We start from the raw sequence: 17,675 nt of genomic DNA, 5'->3' as shown, positions 1-17,675 counted from the left end.
ACTGCGTCTCCGGTGAGGGGGCTTCTACGGTTAGTAACGAACCGCCGCAAGCACCTTTTTACAAAAACTTCGCATTTTTCCCGAAAAAGCTGATTTTCCCGTGTTTACCTAGTCTTAGCGGAATTTCCGTTCTCGGACCTAGGGTCATATCGAAAGAATATGACCTCTCTATTGCGTGAGCTTGGACGCAGAAGCGATCAGGCCTTTGCCGACCCCAGATTCTGACCCATCCACGCACGAATCCGCGCCCATTTCAGTCGCACGACCAACAGCACCAGAATCGCCCCCATGTAGACAAAGGGTTCGATCGGCCATCCTTTGACCAGCCAGATGTAATGGAGCCCCCCCAGAACGGCAGCCGGGTAGGTCAGTTTATGCAGGTTGCGCCAGCGCACCGGGCCAAGTTTGCGGATGCTGCGGTTGTTGGACGTCACCGCCAGCGGAATCAGCAGCACGAATGCGGCAAAGCCCACGGTGACATAGGGGCGTTTCACGACTTCGGTCACGACCCGTCCCAGCGACTGCACGTCCAGCACGGCAAACACAGCGAAATGTGCGACCACCAGAAAGAACGCCGACAGCCCGATGGCGCGGCGGAACTTGACCAGGCTGATTCCCGTCCAGTCCCGCAGCGGCGTGACCACCAATCCGACGATCAGCAGGATCAGCGCGGCTTCTCCGTATTCGCGTTCCAGCGTGTTGATCGGTTCCACGCCCAGCTGCCCGCTGGCCGCCAGCCAGAACATCCACGCCGTGTAGACCGCAGTCAGTATATAGAGAGGCCACGCCGGCACGCGCCGCAGCCCCCCGTTGATGCGTTGCGACAGGGTCATCAGTAATCGACGCTCAGGTCCATGCCGGCATAAAGGTCGGCAACCTCGTCATAGCCGTTGAACATCAGCGTGTCCTGCCGCGCACTGAACAGGCCGCCGCCGATCCGGCGTTCGGACCCCTGAGGCCAGCGCGGGTGATCCACGTTCGGATTCACGTTGGCGTAGAACCCGTATTCCCGCGCGTTGATGTCCTGCCATGTGTTGACGGGCTGTTCTTCGGTCAAGGTGATCCGCACGATCGACTTGATCGATTTGAAACCATATTTCCACGGCACCACCAGACGCATCGGCGCGCCGTTCTGTTTTGGCATCGGTTCGCCGTAAATGCCCGTCGCCATCAGGGTCAGCGGGTGGCGCGCTTCGTCCAGTCGCAACGCTTCGATATAGGGAAAGTCGATGACACCCCTGCGCACGCCCGGCATGTTTTCGGGCTGCACCACGGTTTCGAACCGGACGTATTGCGCATTAGCCTGCACCCCGACCTTGTCCAGAATGTCGGCCAGTTCGATGCCGTTCCACGGAATGACCATCGACCACGCTTCGACACAGCGGAACCGGTAGATCCGTTCTTCGGTCGTCAGCCCATCCAGAAGGTCTGCAAAATCATAGTCACCGGGATTGTCGACCAAACCGTCTACCGTCACGGTCCAAGGGTCGATGACCATGGCGCTGGCATTCTGCGCGGGATCGGTCTTGCCGGTGCCGAATTCGTAAAAGTTGTTGTAGGTCGTGATCTCTTCCAGCGTGTTGGGTTCCAGCGCATCCTGCGCCTGTGCCCCACCCGCATACGCGATCGCCCCCAGACCTGCCGTTCCCGCGATCATCTGCCGCCTGTTCAGAAAGGCGGCTTTGGGTGTGACGTCTGCGGCAGTCAGGTCGTTCTTCCAGCGATAGGCCATGCGGTACTCCATCTATAATGCTCGTTCCGTCCCTTATATACGTGACAAACCGCTGAAAGGTTTCTCACGATCCCAGCAGCATGTTGTAACGAAAACCCGGTTGCACCGATCCGGCCATTCACGCCGGATCACGTCAGGTCACGAACCCGCGACTTGAAGAAAAAAACTGATCTGGCTTAGTCGCGTCGTGGCCATTGAAAAGTGACAAGGCGTCGCAGATGCCCTGATGTTTTTTCCGAACGCGCACCTAGCTGTGGTTCGCAGCCAATGCTGCCAAATTCTTCAACAGGAGATGACACTATGCTACGCCGTACATTTATGACGACCGCTGCCTTGATGACACTGGGAACCGGCGCATTCGCCGCCGCCCATGCCGCAGAAATGGATATCGTCGATACCGCCGTCGAAGCCGGTAACTTTACCACGCTGGTCGCCGCCGTCGAAGCCGCCGGTCTGGTCGAAACGCTGAAGGGCGAAGGCCCGTTCACCGTGTTTGCACCCACGGACGAAGCCTTTGCCGCCCTGCCCGAAGGCACGGTCGAAGGTCTGCTGGAAGATCCAGAAGCACTCGCCGCGATCCTGACCTATCATGTGGTCCCGGGCGCCGTGATGTCCACGGACCTGTCCGATGGCATGACCGCAACCACCGTAAACGGTGCGGATGTGACGATCAGCGTCGGTGACGCTGTCATGGTCAACGACGCGACCGTCACGACCGCAGACATCGCAGCAACCAACGGTGTGATCCACGTGATCGACACCGTCATCATGCCACCGATGTAATCAACCCATTGTTGACGCGAAAAGGCCCCGGTTCACACCGGGGCCTTTTTTCGTTCAGCCACCGGCCTGACTAAAGCGCGGCAATGATTTCTTCGATCTGGGCAATCCGGGATTCCGGCGCCGGATGGGTCGTCAGGAACGCAGGCCCGCGATTGGCATTGGCCCGCGCCATGCTTTCCCAAAACCGCAGCGCTGCATTCGGATCGTAACCTGCCTGATTCATCAACTCGATACCCAGACGGTCGGCTTCCAGTTCGTTCCGGCGCGAATAGGGCAACAGTACGCCATAGTTCAGCCCCATGCCCAGCGCTGACCCGATCTGTTCGCGTCCCACGACCTCTCCGGCACCCAAGGCAGCATCCAGAACACTCAGCCCCAATTCACTGGCAATCTGCGCCGAAACGCGTTCCGCACTGTGATTGGCCTGCAAATGCCCGATCTCGTGGCCGACAACCGCTGCCAGTTGCGCATCGGTGTTTGCAATCTGCATCATTCCGCTGAACACACCGATCCGGTTGCCGGGCAAGGCAAAGGCGTTCGGCTGACCGCTTTGAAACACCTGCCAGCGCCAGTCGGCGGGGTTTTCCCCCGCAGCATTCAGCAAACGACGTGTCACACGGTCCAGCCGCCGCTGATATTCAGCATTGGTCGATGCGGGCATCGACGACGTGATCTGTTCCCATTCCTGCAGGCCCATCTGTGCAACCTGCGTATCAGACACCAGTGTCGGCGCGTCATCACAGGCCGACAGGCCAAGCATCGCAGCAAGCATGGTAGACGTAAGGAATGGTCGCATCATCGGTCGGCTCCGTTCAGGGTTCTGGACAAATACATAAGCCATGGCGCGGGTTCCCACACGGGTCATCATGCACAGCCGGAAAAGAAAATGGCGGGGCATGCCCCGCCATTTGTCTGGTCAATGCACCACGGCATCGTCTGGTTTGGGTCGGTTGCTGGCGCTGATCCGGTCGCCCACGATCAACCCGTCCGGACCGGAACTGATCGTCACGGTGGCCCCGTCCATCACGTCACCAGCCAGGATCATCTCTGCCAGTTGATCCTGCATCGCGCGCTGGATCACGCGTTTCAGTGGCCGCGCCCCGAACACCGGGTCATAACCTTCGTCCGCCAGCCATTGCAGCGCGCCATCGTCCAGAACCAGACTGATGTTGCGCCCGGCCAAACGCTGTTCCAAACGCCCCAACTGGATTTTGACGATCCCGGCCATATCCTCGCGGGCCAGCCGGTCAAAGATGATCGTCTCGTCCAGACGGTTCAGGAATTCGGGACGGAAATGCGCCCGCACCGCGTCCATCACATCTCGCTTTGCCTGACTGGCATCGGCGTTTTCGGGCAGTTGGCTCAGCGCCTGCGCACCCAGGTTCGACGTCAGGATGATCAGCGTCTGCTTGAAATCCACCGTCCGCCCCTGCCCGTCCGTCAGGACGCCATCGTCCAAGACCTGCAACAACACGTTGAACACATCGGGATGCGCCTTTTCGACCTCGTCGAACAGCACGACCTGATAGGGTCTGCGCCGCACCGCTTCGGTCAAAACACCGCCTTCGTCATAGCCGACGTAGCCCGGAGGCGCACCGATCAGACGACTGACCGCGTGCTTTTCCATGAATTCGGACATGTCGATCCGCACCATCGCGGAATCGTCGTCGAACAGGTAGTCGGCCAGCGCCTTTGTCAGTTCCGTCTTGCCGACGCCAGTTGGCCCCAGAAACAGGAAACTGCCCAATGGCCGCGCTTCGTCGTTCAGCCCGGCACGCGCCCGGCGCACCGCGTTCGACACCGCGCGCACCGCTGTCCGTTGGCCGATGACCCGGCGTCCCAGTTCGTCTTCCATCCGCAGCAGCTTGTCACGCTCGCCTTCCAGCATCTTGGACATGGGAATCCCCGTCCAGCGTTCCACAACTTCTGCAATCTGTTCGGCCCGTACCGCGTCTTCGACCACACGTTCGTCGCCGTCGGTTTCCGCCAGCGTGCGTTCCAGTTCCGGGATCACACCATAAGACAGCTCACCCGCTTTCGCGAGGTTGCCTTCACGTTTGGCGATTTCCAGTTCGGCCCGCGCGCGGTCCAGCCGTTCCTTGACGTCGCGCGCGCCTTCCAGCTTGTCACGCTCTGCCTGCCATGCGGCGGTCATTTCGGACGCGCGGTCCTGCAGGTCGGCCAGATCTTTTTCCAGCTTGGCCAGCCTGTCCTTGGACGCGGCATCGTCTTCTTTGCGCAGCGCTTCCTGTTCGATCTGCTTTTGCATGATGTCACGGTCCAGCGCATCCAGTGCTTCGGGCTTGCTGTCCACTTCCATCCGCAGACGGCTGGCGGCCTCGTCCATCAGGTCGATAGCCTTGTCGGGCAGGAACCGGTCCGTGATATAGCGATGCGACAGGGTCGCCGCAGCCACCAAAGCCGCATCCGCAATCCGCACACCGTGGTGCAGTTCGTATTTTTCCTTGATCCCACGCAGAATGCTGATCGTGTCCACGACCGTCGGTTCTTCGACCATGATGGGCTGGAACCGCCGGGCCAGTGCCGCATCCTTTTCGACATGCTTGCGGTATTCGTCCAGCGTCGTGGCACCCACGCAATGCAGTTCCCCCCGCGCCAATGCGGGTTTGATCAGGTTGGCGGCATCCATCGCACCTTCGGATTTGCCAGCGCCGACCAGCGTGTGCATTTCGTCGATGAACAAAATGACTTCGCCTGCCGCAGCCTCGATTTCGGTCAGGATCGCCTTCAGCCGTTCCTCGAACTCGCCACGGTATTTGGCACCAGCGATCAACGCGCCCATATCCAGGGCCATCAACCGCTTGTTGCGCAGGCTTTCCGGCACGTCGCCATCCACGATCCGCAGCGCCAGACCTTCGGCAATCGCCGTTTTACCGACGCCGGGTTCACCGATCAGCACGGGGTTATTCTTGGTCCGCCGTGACAGCACCTGCATCGCGCGGCGGATTTCCTCGTCCCGACCAATGATCGGGTCGATCTTGCCCGCACGGGCGGCTTCTGTCAGATCGCGGGCGTATTTCTTCAGCGCGTCATAACCGTCTTCGGCGCTGGCGCTGTCAGCGGTGCGGCCCTTGCGGACGTCATTGATCGCGGCGTTCAGGCCTTGCGCCGTCACCTTGCCTGCGTCAAGCGCATCCTTTGCCTTGGATTTCACCAATGCCAAGGCCGTCAGCAACCGTTCGACGGGGACAAAACTGTCGCCAGCCTTGTTGGCCAGCTTTTGCGCTTCGTCCAGCACCTTGGCCGTCGTCGTGTCCACGTAGATCTGGCCGGTATCGCCCGATACCGCAGGCACCTTGCCGACAGCGGCATCGACCGATGCACGCACCGCAGCCACGTCGCCCGCCGCTTTGGTGATCAGGTTGGAAGCCAGACCCTGATCGTCATCCATCAAGGCTTTCAGCAAATGTTCGGGCAAAACCCGCTGGTGGTTTTCGCGCATGGCGATGGTCTGTGCGGCCTGAATGAAACCGCGCGACCGTTCCGTGAATGTTTCAAGGTTCATGTCGTCTCTCCTGTAAAGCATCCGACAAGGGGCGCCCGCTTTGCGGCACGTCCGGTTCGGACCTCTACAGAAAGATGGGGGGCGACTGACCCTGTTGCAAGATCGCCGCAGGGTGTGCTGTCATGAAAAACGCGGCCCACCGGGGCCGCGTTTTTATGGGATCAATCGACTGTCAGTGCGTCCGCGTCGCCACCTTCGGGACCGGATGGCGTTGGAAAGAACGGTTCCGCGCCACCATCGGGGTCCGGCCCGCCTGCCGCGCCCCGATCAGGATCTACGACAAGGTCGGTTTCAAGCCCGCTGGGCGTCTGTTCGTCTTCGGGTACGTCCGTATTCTGCACCTCCGGGCTGACAAACGCGTCATCATCTGGCTCGGACAGGTCGACATTGCCGTCATTCGCATTGGGGATCAGCGTGTCGCCGGCCGCCGGTACATCCACATCATCGGCAGGCACTGTTTCCACAGTGACATCGGTATCTTCGGGCGTGACCGCGTTACCGCTGGTTTCGACGATAGTTTCGCTGGTGTCCGGCGCTTCAGAGCCGACGACGTCGCCGTCGGTCGCTTCTTCTTCTGCTTCTGACACATCAAGCGGCAGTTCACCTTCGGTTTCTAGCGGCGCATCGTCGGCATCCGCATCTTCGGTCGCGGCAGGCGCGTCTTCTGCAGGCTCTTCCGCTACGGGCGCGTCTTCCTCTACCATTTCGTCGTCTGCGGCGGCGTCGACATCAACAGTAGCTTCTTCTTCATCTTCCGCGACCACCTCAACCTCGGGCCCGCTGCCGACAGCATCGCCTGTCGTCGGTGACGTTGCCGCAATCGCGATTGCGATCAAAGCCGCAGCTCCGACCCCCAGACCAACGATCATGAAAAACGGATTGCTGGACATCGCGCCAGAAGAATTTGCCATAACCTTGTTTCCTTTAACTTGCCGCCCACGCAACCGCGCTTATCCGTTTAATTAGGGTCTGACAATCCGCCGTCAATTAGCGAACACAGCCTGCGTTGCCCTTTTCATGCAGCTTCCCTAAACGATAACAACCCATGAAAAGGAAGCCGCCATGTCCCATCCCGCCGATGACCGCCTGATCGTAGCCCTTGATCTGCCCAATGTCCTGGCCGGAATGGATATCGCCCAACGGTTGGGCGACGCCGTATCGTTCTACAAGATCGGTCTGGGGATGCTGACGGGTGGTGGGCTCGCACTTGCCAATGAACTGAAACAGGAACACGGCAAGCGTATCTTTCTGGACATGAAACTGTTCGACATCGGCGCCACGATCGAAGCGGCGGTGCGCGGATTCACCCAATTCGACATCGACTTTCTGACCGTCCATGGCGACCCCCATGTCGTGCGGGCCGCAAAACAGGGGGCTGCGGGCAGCAACATGAAAATTCTTGCGGTCACGATCCTGACGTCGCTCGACCGCGATGATCTGGATGCGTCATTGATGCGCGCTGGCACCGTGTCCGATCTGGTCATTGATCGCGCCGCGCGCGCATTGGATGCCGGGGCCGACGGATTGATCGCATCCCCACAAGAGGCCGCGGCAATCCGCGCCCTGCCCGAATCGGCAGGCCGATTGATCGTGACCCCCGGCGTCCGGCCAGCAGGGGCATCTCTTGGCGACCAAAAGCGGGTCGCAACCCCCGCAAACGCCATCCTGAACGGGGCCGACCATCTGGTGGTCGGTCGTCCGATCTGGCAGTCCGATGACCCCAAGGCAGCAGCGCAGGCGATTCTGTCAGAGCTTGCTTCGGCTCATAGCTCGTAGCGCTTGTAAACTTTTTTCTGCCTGTTTTGGAACTTTTTCGGTGGCTGTGCCGTTACTCTGACAATCAACGATGCGGGCCAGGCAACAAATGTTGCCGGCTTTTCAGCAGGAGTAACGTTATGACACAGATCAACCTTGGTTCCGTCCGCTACAACGCCACCGCCGGCGCATTCGAAGCACGCGTCGACATCCAACGCGCTGGCCAGACCTTTCGCTACCCCTGTCAGGTCGCCGGACCGATGACGATGGACATGGAACGCGTCAAATCCGGTTTGGCCCGTCACGCCCTGCGGATGTCCGACAGCGGGTCCAGCCTGCTGTCCCACGTCTGACCCTTTTCCGAGTCGAAGGTATCGGCTGCAATCTCTGCCTCTGTCCCTGATGCGATTGCATTATCTACTGCCGACCTTCCACTGGGGTCCGCCGCTTTTGCGACGGGCCCTTTTTTGTCGTCCATCAGATTGCAGGTCAGTCGTTGATATCCCGGTCCCAAACCTTGGGCTTGTTGCCCGGAATGCCAAAGACGCGGCGCGCACCCAGATAAGCGACCCCTGACAGCACCGCAAAGATCACAAGAACGACCGGCAGCGACGCGATATCCGCCACCAGCAGGATTACCCCTGTCACGGCAGCCCCGGCGGCAAACCCCAAAAAGATGTAACCCGGGACCATGACTTCCAGCGTTGCCAGCGCCAGTGCTGCGGACATCCAGACCCACCAGATCGACCAGAGCGGCATCAGCGCACACCCTTCAGCATCTTGAATGCGTTGCCGAACGCCTCGACCGCATCGGCGGGCAGAATGATCGTCTGTTTGCCTGGGCCAGATCCCAGTTTGTTCAGGGCTTCGACCTGTTTCAGTGCCACCTGATATTGCGCTGCTTCCAATCCGTTTTCCGCGATGGCAACCGCGACAACCTGCGTGGCATAAGCTTCTGCATCGGCCAGAACGCGGCGCGCTTTTGCTTCCTGCTCTGCGGCATAAAGATCGGCGTCGGCCTGCAATTCGACAGACCGCTTGCGCCCTTCGGCTTCTGTGACCTGCGCGCGGCGGGCGCGTTCGGCGTTCAGCTGCTGCAACATGGCCGCCCGCGTCGCGGCGTCCAGATTTACATCCAGAATTTCGGCGCGGGTCACCTCGATCCCCCAGTCATCGACCTGCTGGGCCAGTTGGTCGCGCACGGCGGCAATGACGCTGGACCGGTTCGACTGCACCTGATCCAGTTCCATCCGGCCAACCTCTGACCGGACGATGCCCGCGACCGTGGTGCCGATGGCGCCGTCGACGTCGCGGATACGGTAAACCGTCTTTTCAGGTTCGATGATCCGGTAGAACACGCTGGTTTCAACCTGAACCAACACGTTGTCGGACGTGATCGCATCCTGCTGCATGCTGGGCAATTGGCGTTCCAAAATGCTAATCCGGTGTTTGACCTGATCCATAAACGGGATGATGAAATTGATCCCCGGCCCCAACACGGACCGCAACCGGCCCAAACGTTCCACGACGAATTTTTCCGACTGCGGAACGATCCGCACGCCCGCCAGAATGCAGGCGATCAAGAACACCGCAAGCAAGATCAGAACAAGGTTCTGGCCTAGAAACTGTGAAACGGTGTCTTCGATCATGCGTCTACCCCCTGCACTTTTGCAAAGGGTATCCAGCCGGTCCCGGCGTTGCAATCTGTGGCGTTGCTGCGTGCGCCGATCCCTGATCGGCCCGCGCGGAATTTACCACAACGAATTCAGGCCGCGCCATGCGGGCGCATTGTTCAGACAATCCTTACCCGGTGCCCCATCCACGCGTCTTTATGACATAATATGTTTCGCATGCGAAACACGGTCATCATGTGTTAGGATATGAACGGGCGTCGTCGGCTGACCGACGACGCCCAAGCCCTGTAGCCAACAGGACGGGAACAGGTGCCGTCGCCGGGAAAGCATGGCACCGACCGGAACAGCGTTTAACCGCCATCCGATCCCTGTCCCGGGCTGACATGAGCTGTCGGCCCGGGAATTCTTATCAGACCTGCACGACTGCCGGTGCGGGGATCGTCATATGTGAAGACAGCGGCGTCGGGTCGGGTTGCTGCCTGCTTTCTTCGGGCAGGGCACGGCCGACAAAGGCGATGATCGCAATCGTCGCCCAGATCGCCAGCACCACGACCAGCGCATATCCTGCGCCCCGCAGCATCAGCATCGTCACATCGCCGGCAAGCCGGGATCGGCTACTGATTCCAAGCAGATTGGAATTGTCGTTGCTACTCATATCGCGTGCTCCTTGATCAGTTGGCAGGGGCATAGTTGTGGACCTGTGCCCAGGCATACCAGTTGTCGACGACCGTACCGGTCAGCAGGATCCCGATTCCGCCGGTCAGCGGGGTCAGCACTGCGAACCACCACGCCCAGCGGTGGATACCTTCCATCGTGGCGTTAAAGCCCATGGTCCAGCGCCAGAACAACGCCGCCCGTTCCGTGGCCGTCCCACGATCCAAGATCTGTTCCAGTTCGCGGTCACCGCCAAAGCGGCTGACTGCAAGAATGGTTGCGCCGTGCATCGCAAACAGCAAGGCAGAGCCATACAGGAACACGATCGAAAGCGCATGGAACGGATTGTAGAACAGGTTGCCGTAGGTGATCGAGAACAGGTTGGTCCAGTCCAGATGGCTGAAAATGCCATAAGGCACGCCTTCGGACCAACTGCCCATGGCGATCGGACGAAAGAAGTTCAGCACGAAAATCAGCCACAGCAGGGCGGCAAATGCCCAGCTGACGTGATGCCCCATGCCCAATGCCGTGGCGCGGGTATAAGTGCGGATCCACCACGCGATGCAGCCGACAGCAAAGAAGAAGCTGGAAATCAGCCACCACCCACCATCATCCAGCGGCGCAAAGCCCAGACCGTATTCTGCCGCAGGCGGGTCCAGCGACAGCCAGAACAGGTCGCGCAGGAAGATCGCAGGCGAATAATCCGCCTGATCCCAGAACACCATGCCGATGATAAAGAACCAAGCCGCAAAGCCGATGACGGCGACCAACCCGTAGGGGCCCAGATGGACCGGTCCGATCTGTGCATTGCCGAAAATACCGGCAAGGGTCGAAAACCGGGCCCGGTCTGTCCGTTCAAACTGGGTCGTCGGGTCGGCGATCACGCCCATTTCGGGCGGACCCTGAACCTGGACGGCCGTAAAGATGTTTTGATATTCAGCCATGTTTCATACTCCTCACAGGTTCACCCACCACGGCAGCTCGTAATACCAGTCCCACCAGATGATCCATTCGTCGAACCAGATGGTGCCTGAAATCACGATGCAGACCGCCGACCAGAAACCGGCCATCAGCGCCAGAAACAGACCCAGACGGTGAATCCCCAGCGGCCCGATCGAATAGCCGATCAAATCGCGGAAATACGTGTCTTCGTGGTCGGGCGTCTTGACCTCGTCACCCTTGCGCGCGGGGTTCACCGCCGACAGGATCAGTGACCCGTGCAATGCAAGCGCCAGTGCGGTGATCCAGAAAAAGCTGATGGCGACCATATGCGCCGGATTGTAATGGAAATTGCCGTAGGCATAGCCGGTGTTGTTCACCCAATCGAGGTGGCTGAAAATGCCGTAGGGAAATCCGTATCCCCATGCGCCCATCAGGACAGGCCGAATGATGACCAGCGTGACATAGGCGAAAATCGCAACCCCAAAGGCAAAGGGCACATGATACCCGATCCCAAGTTTGCGGCAGATCTCGACCTCTCGCATCATCCAGCCGATGAACGCGAAAGTCGCGCAGATGGTGATGATTTGCCACAAACCGCCTTCCAGCAGCGGTGCAGCCCCCAAGCCGACATCCAGGCCCGGCGGTTCGATGGAAATCAGCCACGGATTCCATGTTGGACCCTGACTGGCGCCGTAAAAAATCAAAATTGTGCCCAAGGCGGCAAAGAAGAAGGTCACGACCCCGAAGAAGCCGACATAGAACGGCCCCACCCAGAAATCGAACAGGTCCCCTCCTACAAGCGTCCCGCCGCGGACGCGGTATTTTCGCTCGAAGCTGAGTTGCGCCATAATGCGTCCCCTCGTTGCGTGACGCGGCCCCCATGGCCGTATCCCTGTCGTGTTTACCGGGGGCGAGCTGACCCGCCCCCGGCGACGTTACCGTCGCTTATTCGGCGGCCATTTCGCTGCCGAACGCACGGTTGAACCAGTTCGTCTCCGGGTTGCTAAGCAGGACGAGGTGAATCATCGCTGCCAGCAGAAAAAGGAAGACGCCCTGTGCCACGAAAACGCGGCGCGGGTCGAAAATGAGCCAGATCTTGTAGAACTGTGCCATGATAAGTCTCCTTTAACCCCAGTTGAACCAAGGCAGTTTGATGTACGTCAGCACATGTGCCACGACCGCGATCGCGGTGAAGATCGTAAATCCGCTCATGTAGACTGTGTGCAGCTCCTGCGCTTGCTCGTCTGTCAGACCTGTAAAGGACAGGTCGGTTTTATCAGCCATCGTTAGTCTCCAACTATGAACTGACGCCGCGCACCCCGGCGGCCGGGTATTGCGGGGGCGTATCCCCCGCGTAATTCGCCGGCCCGGGGACTGGCGAAATGGGTAACGCTATGCACTGAAAATGTGCGGCGTAATAATACGGGCCTGACTCCAGGCGCTGGCGATGGGGCCTTTTTCAGGCAACTCCATCCGGCGTGCGGCCTTCAGCGCCCATGTCAGCAGCGACAGCGGCAGCGTGGCCGCAAAGATCAGCGCGAAATAGGCGTAATATTCGCGCTTCGGCGGCGCCGTGCGGTCGCGGACCATCGGTGTGTCGGTGGTGAAATCAGTCATTCTGTCCTCCTGAATGAAGGGCCGCGACGGTGGTCAGCACCACACGGTCGTCCCCGTTGTCACGCGCGGCTTTTTCGGCCGCGTCGCGCAATGATTTGGCCGCCGAGATCCGTGTCAGGATCGGGTGGCTGGCCACGATGTCGTCTAGCCGCGCCTGCGCGTCAGCATCCCAGGGCAATTGCGCCTGACTGGTGGGTGTCGCAGGGCCGGAATCCATGTCAGACCCCAGCGGCAGGATATGGAACAGGGCATCGAACAGCCCGTTGCAGACCTCTTGCAGCAGATAGGTGGCGCCTGCGTAGCCCATGAACGGCGTGCCCGTGTGCCTGCGGATCGCGGCACCGGGAAAGCTTGCGGGAATGAATACGGGTGCGGGGCCAAAGCCCTGCTTCATTTCCGCCAAATACATTTTCTCGTTGATCGACCCCATCACGATCAGGGGGCGTTTGGTGTGCAACATATGCCGCACGTCGTCATTGTTGGTTTTCTTGCCCCGGATGCGAGCCACCGCAAAGGCGCAGGGAAAGCCCAGATCGGTTTCCAGATAGGCGCGGATACCACGGGTATAGGTTTCGGTGCCGACGACCGCGAATTCAGCGGTCGCAAAGAAATCCTGCGTGACGGACCGCCACAGATCCCAGACGGGTTTCAACGTCGAATGCTTTTCACGTTCGATGAACGGTTCGGGGTCCAGCCCCAGCAATTCGCCCAGCGTGCGCAGAAATTTCGTCGTCTGTTCGATCCCGATGGGGGCCTGCAGATACGGCTTGCCCAGCACTTCGCACAGGCCGCGACCGAATTCGCGGTACATGCAGATATTCACATCGGCGTTCACCAGATTGCGCATTTCCGCCAGATGGCTGCCCAGCGGCATGACCATGTTGACCTCTGCCCCGATGGCTTCGACCAGACGGCGGATTTCGGCCAGATCGGACGGCATGTTGAACGTGCCGTACATCGGCCCCAGAATATTGACGCGGGGGGCGGACCCCTCTTCACGCTTCTTCTCGGGCGGCATCCGGCCTTTGGTCTGGCCGAATTCAGTGAACAGCCAGGTCATCGCGCGGTCTGCGGATTCCCATTGATCCTCGTCGATGGTGCGCGGCAGAAACCGTTGGATATTGGTGCCCTGCGGTGTGACACCGCCACCGATCATTTCCGCGATTGACCCGGTGACGACAACGGCGGGCAGCGCGGGGTCCAGCACGTCCCAAGCGCGTTTCATCGCCGCTTCGGTGCCTTCGCCCATTTCGGTTTCGCCCAAGCCCGTGACGACAATGGGCAATTCGTGCGGCGGCAGGCCGTCGGTGTAATGCAGAACCGATGTCACCGGCAGGTTTTCGCATCCCACGGGTCCATCAATGACGACTTGCAGCCCCTTGGTCGCGCAGAACGCGTAAACCGCGCCCCAATAGCCGCCCGCGCGGTCGTGGTCTGTCACCAGCATGACGCACCCCCTGTCATGGGGCCAGCCGAGTTTTTGCAAAACTGCGGGGTCATATCATCTGCTCCGCTTTCGCGGCGCGGGCCTGCTTGTCCAGTTTCTTTTGGTGCTGGGCGCGGAAATCGGGGCGCAGATTAGGGCTGCCTTCCCAGACGCCAGCGGTATCGCCGGTGCCCACACCTTCGAAGAAGCCACGCATTTTCGCCATGCGATCGCCGTTCCCCATGGCCGCTGTCACGACCTGTTGCAGGCTGCCTGCACCGGCAGGCCCCATCAGCGGACGCGCCGAAATCAGATTGGTGAAGTAAAGCGCGGGCACGCCCAGTTCCTTGGCCTGTTGCACGACAGGCGTGGTGCCGATGGCCAGATCGGGGCGCAGACCTTCCATCGCGGCCAGATCGTCTTCGAGGCTGGCGCGGAATTTGACCTTGACGCCCTTGGCCGAAAGCCACGCGGCATCATCGGCGGACCAAGGCGATTTTGCACAGGCGGTGCCGACATAGGGCACATCCGCGCCGCTTTCGATCAGCAGGCGCGCGACCAGCAGTTCGGACCCTTCATAACCCGATACGGTGATCCGGCCCTTGACCTGCGCGCCGGACAGCGCGGCCTTGATCGCAGGTAGAAACGAGTTTTGCGCAGCGGCAATTTTATCAGCCGCAATACCATAGGCGTCACCGATGGCCGCCAGCCACGTGGCAGTGCCGTCGTGACCCACAGGGGCAGACCCCACAATCTTGCGGCCTGCGGCCTGAAATTCACGGACGCTGGCGGTATAGAAAGGATGGATCGCCGCAGCGACCCCACAGTCGAGTGCGGCATAAAGTTCGCGCCATTCGCGGGTCGGCACGGTCGGCCCGGCAGCAAGCCCCATGGGCGCCAGCATCGCGCCGATCATCATGGGATCGGCGGGGAACATTTCGCCCAGCAATGCGACGGCGGGCAGATCGGACGGTGCTTGCGCAGGGCGGGCGACGGGGCCGGCCTGTGCTTCTGCCCGGGCGTAGTTCAGCATGGCGCCGGCCAGCACGTCTTTGGCTTCGGCGTGGGTCGGGATGCCAAAACCGGGCACGTCGATGCCGATGATCCGCACGCCGTTGATATCTTTGGGAAGCAGGCGCAGCGGCACGCCAGAGGCCGTCGGCACGCACAGGTTCGTCACGACGATCGCGTCATAACGGTCGGGGTCGGCCATGTCATGCACGGCTTCACGGATGTCTTCGAACAGCTTGCCGGTGACAAGCGTTTCGGAATTGAACGGCACATAGCCCACCGACCGGCGCGCCCCGTAGAAATGCGACACGAATGTCAGGCCATAAACGCAGCAGGCAGAACCCGACAACACCGTCGCAACCCGTTTCATGCGCAGGCCAACCCGCAACGACCCGAAAGCAGGGCACATGGATTGCGGCTGGTCGTGCGGACCTTTGGGATAATCGGCAGCGTATTGGTCGAGGATGTCGGACTGTCCGGCCTTGCGCGCCGCGACATCCATTTCGGATCGTGATGAACAAAGACCGGCGTCGGCAGGGGGCTCTGCCCCCGATGCTGTCGCATCCCCCCCGGGATATTTTTGGCAAGAAGAAGCAGGGGATTCCGTGACCAGCACGGTGCCGTCGGCGTCCTTGCTGACGTGGAACCCTTCACGCGTCATCGTAGATCACTTCCAGGCTGGCGGTGGTCGCACCGTATTTGCCACGCATGTCGGTGGCAGTGGCGGGCACAAGCTGGTAGTCGCCGCCGGTGTCCTTGCTGTCGAACAGGCCCAGCAGGCCGTCCTGATCCAGCGGTGTCGGGCGGACCGGGGGCGCGATCCCGACGGCTTCGGCCAGACTTTCGAACATCGGGCCCCATTGCGACGCATGGGTGCCGACGATCTGGTAGTTGGCAGATTTCTTGCGCAGGTCGTCATCCTGCGGAATTGCGGCGAGCACGGGAATGTTGACCGCCTTGGCAAAAGCCTGCGCCTCGCCAGAGTGGTCGTCCTTGTTGATGACCAGACCGGCGACGCCGACATTGCCGCCCATCTTGCGGAAGTATTCCACCGCAGAGCAGACGTTGTTGGCCACATAAAGCGACTGCAGGTCGTTCGACGCGACAAGGATCACCTTTTGCGCCATGTCGCGGGCAATCGGTAGACCGAAACCACCGCAGACCACATCGCCCAGAAAATCGAGCAGGACGTAGTCAAAATCCCAATCGTGGAATCCCAGCTTTTCCAGCAGTTCGAACCCGTGGATGATACCGCGACCGCCGCAGCCGCGACCGACCTCTGGCCCGCCGAGTTCCATGGCAAAGACGCCGCCGCGCTTGAAACAGACGTCACCGATACTGACTTCTTCGCCGGCGAGTTTCTTTTTCGACGAGGTTTCGATGATCGTCGGGCAGGCTTTGCCGCCGAACAGCAGGCTGGTGGTGTCGGATTTCGGATCACAGCCGATCAACAGGACGCGTTTGCCCATTTCGGCCATCATGTACGACAGGTTCGCCAAGGTGAATGATTTGCCGATGCCGCCCTTGCCATAGATCGCGATGATCTGCGTTTTGGACGTCGGTTCGCCCTGCGGCACTTCCAGTGAAGGTTCAGCCGCCTCGTCGCGCAAGGTCTGGTCGTAGTCACGCAGGTTCGGGACTTCGTCTTTCATGCGGCATTCCAATCGAGGATCATTTTCAGGCAGGCGGGATCGGTAAAGGCCGCGTCGTAGGCGGCGGCGGCATCATGTGCGGGGCGCGTATGCGTAATCATATCCGACAGGATCAGCCGCCCATCATCCACCAGATTTCGCGTCGCGGTCATGTCAGCGGGCTGCCATTCGGCGGCGATACGCAGCCGTGCTTCGCGCATAAAGGCAGGGACAAAGGCGAATTTGATCGGATCGGTATAGAATCCGGCCAGCGTGATCTCGCCACCCTTTGCAAGGCGGGCGATCAGATCGGGCAGCAGGGCCGCCTGACCGCTTGCATCGTAGATCGCGGTATAATCGCGGCGCGGATCATCGGCGGCGTTCGTCACGGTGTAGCCGTCAGCGCCGCAAACGCGGGCCGGATCGATTTCCCAAACGGTGGGCGCAGGCGCGCCGGACAAAACGGTCAACCGCGCCAAAAGACGGCCAAGCGTGCCGTGACCGACGATCAGGTCAGGTGCGGTTTTGCCGGACCCCGTCATCGCGTGATAGGCGGTCGCCGCCAGCGCCAGCAATGCGCCTGATGCGCCATGTGTGGCATCCAGCGGCGTGACGCGGGTGGCCGGGGTGATCAGTGTGGCGGACGCCCCACCGAAAAGACCATGCGCATCATCGAAACAGGTCGCGCCAGGAACAAAGACAGTGGTGCCGACCGGGGTTGCCGGATCGTATGATTCGACCACTTCGCCCGTGGCTTCATAGCCGGGGACAAGCGGGTAGCCCATGCCGGGAAACGGCGGCATGTCACCCGACCAGAACAGTTTTTCGGTGCCAGTCGAGATGCCGGAATACTGGACTGATACCACAACATCACCCGGCTGGGGCGCCACAAGCGTCACCTGCTCTACGCCGATTCGGCGGGGTTCATGAAGGATGACAGCATCAGTAAACACATCGGTCTCCG

The 17,675-nt window shown here is 60.4% G+C and carries 20 protein-coding genes; 3 read left to right on the top strand and 17 right to left on the bottom strand.

Annotated features, from left to right (window positions below):
• Window positions 1–197 precede the first annotated feature (197 nt).
• Entirely contained in the window at window positions 198–833 is a 636-nt protein-coding gene (gene msrQ, locus GZH79_RS06385) for a protein-methionine-sulfoxide reductase heme-binding subunit MsrQ (protein ID WP_211642942.1), read from the bottom strand.
• The gene (msrP, locus tag GZH79_RS06380; protein ID WP_211642941.1) at window positions 833–1,732 is read right to left on the bottom strand and encodes a protein-methionine-sulfoxide reductase catalytic subunit MsrP; all 900 of its coding nucleotides are present in this window, start codon (window positions 1,730–1,732) and stop codon (window positions 833–835) included. Before msrP ends, msrQ begins: the two co-directional genes overlap by 1 nt.
• A gap of 300 nt (window positions 1,733–2,032) precedes the next feature.
• Here msrP and GZH79_RS06375 point away from each other — a divergent pair, with 300 nt between their 5' ends.
• Window positions 2,033–2,515, top strand: coding sequence for a fasciclin domain-containing protein (locus GZH79_RS06375; protein WP_211642940.1), 483 nt, complete (start codon window positions 2,033–2,035; stop codon window positions 2,513–2,515).
• A 70-nt stretch (window positions 2,516–2,585) separates the two neighbouring features.
• Here GZH79_RS06375 and GZH79_RS06370 read toward each other — a convergent pair whose 3' ends face one another.
• From GZH79_RS06370 to GZH79_RS06360, 3 genes are all read right to left on the bottom strand, one after another.
• Window positions 2,586–3,314: a M48 family metallopeptidase gene (locus GZH79_RS06370; protein ID WP_211642939.1), complete on the bottom strand. Its 729-nt coding sequence runs from the start codon at window positions 3,312–3,314 to the stop codon at window positions 2,586–2,588.
• A 117-nt stretch (window positions 3,315–3,431) separates the two neighbouring features.
• The gene (gene clpB / locus GZH79_RS06365; RefSeq protein ID WP_211642938.1) at window positions 3,432–6,041 is read right to left on the bottom strand and encodes an ATP-dependent chaperone ClpB; all 2,610 of its coding nucleotides are present in this window, start codon (window positions 6,039–6,041) and stop codon (window positions 3,432–3,434) included.
• A 161-nt stretch (window positions 6,042–6,202) separates the two neighbouring features.
• On the bottom strand, window positions 6,203–6,952 hold the full coding sequence (locus GZH79_RS06360) for a hypothetical protein (RefSeq protein WP_211642937.1): 750 nt from the start codon (window positions 6,950–6,952) through the stop codon (window positions 6,203–6,205).
• A gap of 151 nt (window positions 6,953–7,103) precedes the next feature.
• On the opposite strand from GZH79_RS06360, the gene pyrF reads away from it, so the two are divergent.
• Together pyrF and GZH79_RS06350 are read left to right on the top strand one after the other, a co-directional pair.
• Entirely contained in the window at window positions 7,104–7,817 is a 714-nt protein-coding gene (pyrF, locus tag GZH79_RS06355) for an orotidine-5'-phosphate decarboxylase (RefSeq protein WP_211642936.1), read from the top strand.
• A 119-nt stretch (window positions 7,818–7,936) separates the two neighbouring features.
• Window positions 7,937–8,149 carry an orotidine 5'-phosphate decarboxylase gene (locus GZH79_RS06350; RefSeq protein WP_211642935.1) on the top strand — a complete coding sequence of 71 codons (213 nt, stop codon included), beginning with the start codon at window positions 7,937–7,939 and terminating at the stop codon, window positions 8,147–8,149.
• A 136-nt stretch (window positions 8,150–8,285) separates the two neighbouring features.
• Here the strand turns inward: GZH79_RS06350 and GZH79_RS06345 are convergent, their stop codons facing one another.
• The 12 genes from GZH79_RS06345 to bchC all read right to left on the bottom strand — a co-directional run bounded on the left by GZH79_RS06345 (window position 8,286) and on the right by bchC (window position 17,664).
• Window positions 8,286–8,555: a hypothetical protein gene (locus GZH79_RS06345; protein ID WP_211642934.1), complete on the bottom strand. Its 270-nt coding sequence runs from the start codon at window positions 8,553–8,555 to the stop codon at window positions 8,286–8,288.
• A complete protein-coding gene (locus GZH79_RS06340) occupies window positions 8,555–9,445 on the bottom strand; it encodes an SPFH domain-containing protein (RefSeq protein WP_211642933.1) in 891 nt (296 codons plus the stop codon). Before GZH79_RS06340 ends, GZH79_RS06345 begins: the two co-directional genes overlap by 1 nt.
• A gap of 394 nt (window positions 9,446–9,839) precedes the next feature.
• Window positions 9,840–10,085: an RC-LH1 core complex protein PufX gene (gene pufX, locus GZH79_RS06335; protein ID WP_211642932.1), complete on the bottom strand. Its 246-nt coding sequence runs from the start codon at window positions 10,083–10,085 to the stop codon at window positions 9,840–9,842.
• Between the two features lie 16 nt (window positions 10,086–10,101).
• Window positions 10,102–11,028, bottom strand: a complete 927-nt coding sequence (pufM, locus tag GZH79_RS06330) for a photosynthetic reaction center subunit M (RefSeq protein ID WP_211642931.1) — start codon at window positions 11,026–11,028, stop codon at window positions 10,102–10,104.
• Between the two features lie 12 nt (window positions 11,029–11,040).
• On the bottom strand, window positions 11,041–11,874 hold the full coding sequence (pufL, locus tag GZH79_RS06325) for a photosynthetic reaction center subunit L (protein WP_211642930.1): 834 nt from the start codon (window positions 11,872–11,874) through the stop codon (window positions 11,041–11,043).
• A gap of 97 nt (window positions 11,875–11,971) precedes the next feature.
• A complete protein-coding gene (gene pufA, locus GZH79_RS06320) occupies window positions 11,972–12,139 on the bottom strand; it encodes a light-harvesting antenna LH1, alpha subunit (protein ID WP_056029170.1) in 168 nt (55 codons plus the stop codon).
• Between the two features lie 12 nt (window positions 12,140–12,151).
• The gene (gene pufB, locus GZH79_RS06315) at window positions 12,152–12,310 is read right to left on the bottom strand and encodes a light-harvesting antenna LH1, beta subunit (protein ID WP_211642929.1); all 159 of its coding nucleotides are present in this window, start codon (window positions 12,308–12,310) and stop codon (window positions 12,152–12,154) included.
• Window positions 12,311–12,418: 108 nt separating this feature from the next.
• Entirely contained in the window at window positions 12,419–12,643 is a 225-nt protein-coding gene (gene pufQ / locus GZH79_RS06310; RefSeq protein WP_211642928.1) for a cytochrome PufQ, read from the bottom strand.
• Window positions 12,636–14,090 carry a chlorophyllide a reductase subunit Z gene (gene bchZ, locus GZH79_RS06305; RefSeq protein ID WP_211642927.1) on the bottom strand — a complete coding sequence of 485 codons (1,455 nt, stop codon included), beginning with the start codon at window positions 14,088–14,090 and terminating at the stop codon, window positions 12,636–12,638. Before bchZ ends, pufQ begins: the two co-directional genes overlap by 8 nt.
• Window positions 14,091–14,139: 49 nt before the next feature.
• Window positions 14,140–15,741 (bottom strand): chlorophyllide a reductase subunit Y, encoded by a 1,602-nt coding sequence (gene bchY, locus GZH79_RS06300; RefSeq protein WP_211642926.1) that lies wholly within the window; start codon window positions 15,739–15,741, stop codon window positions 14,140–14,142.
• A complete protein-coding gene (locus tag GZH79_RS06295) occupies window positions 15,731–16,732 on the bottom strand; it encodes a chlorophyllide a reductase iron protein subunit X (RefSeq protein WP_211642925.1) in 1,002 nt (333 codons plus the stop codon). The genes bchY and GZH79_RS06295 overlap by 11 nt, the downstream gene beginning before the upstream one ends.
• On the bottom strand, window positions 16,729–17,664 hold the full coding sequence (gene bchC / locus GZH79_RS06290) for a chlorophyll synthesis pathway protein BchC (RefSeq protein WP_211642924.1): 936 nt from the start codon (window positions 17,662–17,664) through the stop codon (window positions 16,729–16,731). Before bchC ends, GZH79_RS06295 begins: the two co-directional genes overlap by 4 nt.
• Window positions 17,665–17,675: the final 11 nt, after the last annotated feature.

It is taken from the genome of Loktanella sp. SALINAS62 (assembly GCF_018263905.1).
Lineage (GTDB): Bacteria > Pseudomonadota > Alphaproteobacteria > Rhodobacterales > Rhodobacteraceae > Loktanella.
The sequence above is the reverse complement of the archived record's forward strand: the minus strand, read 5'-3'. Positions and strand labels throughout refer to the sequence as shown.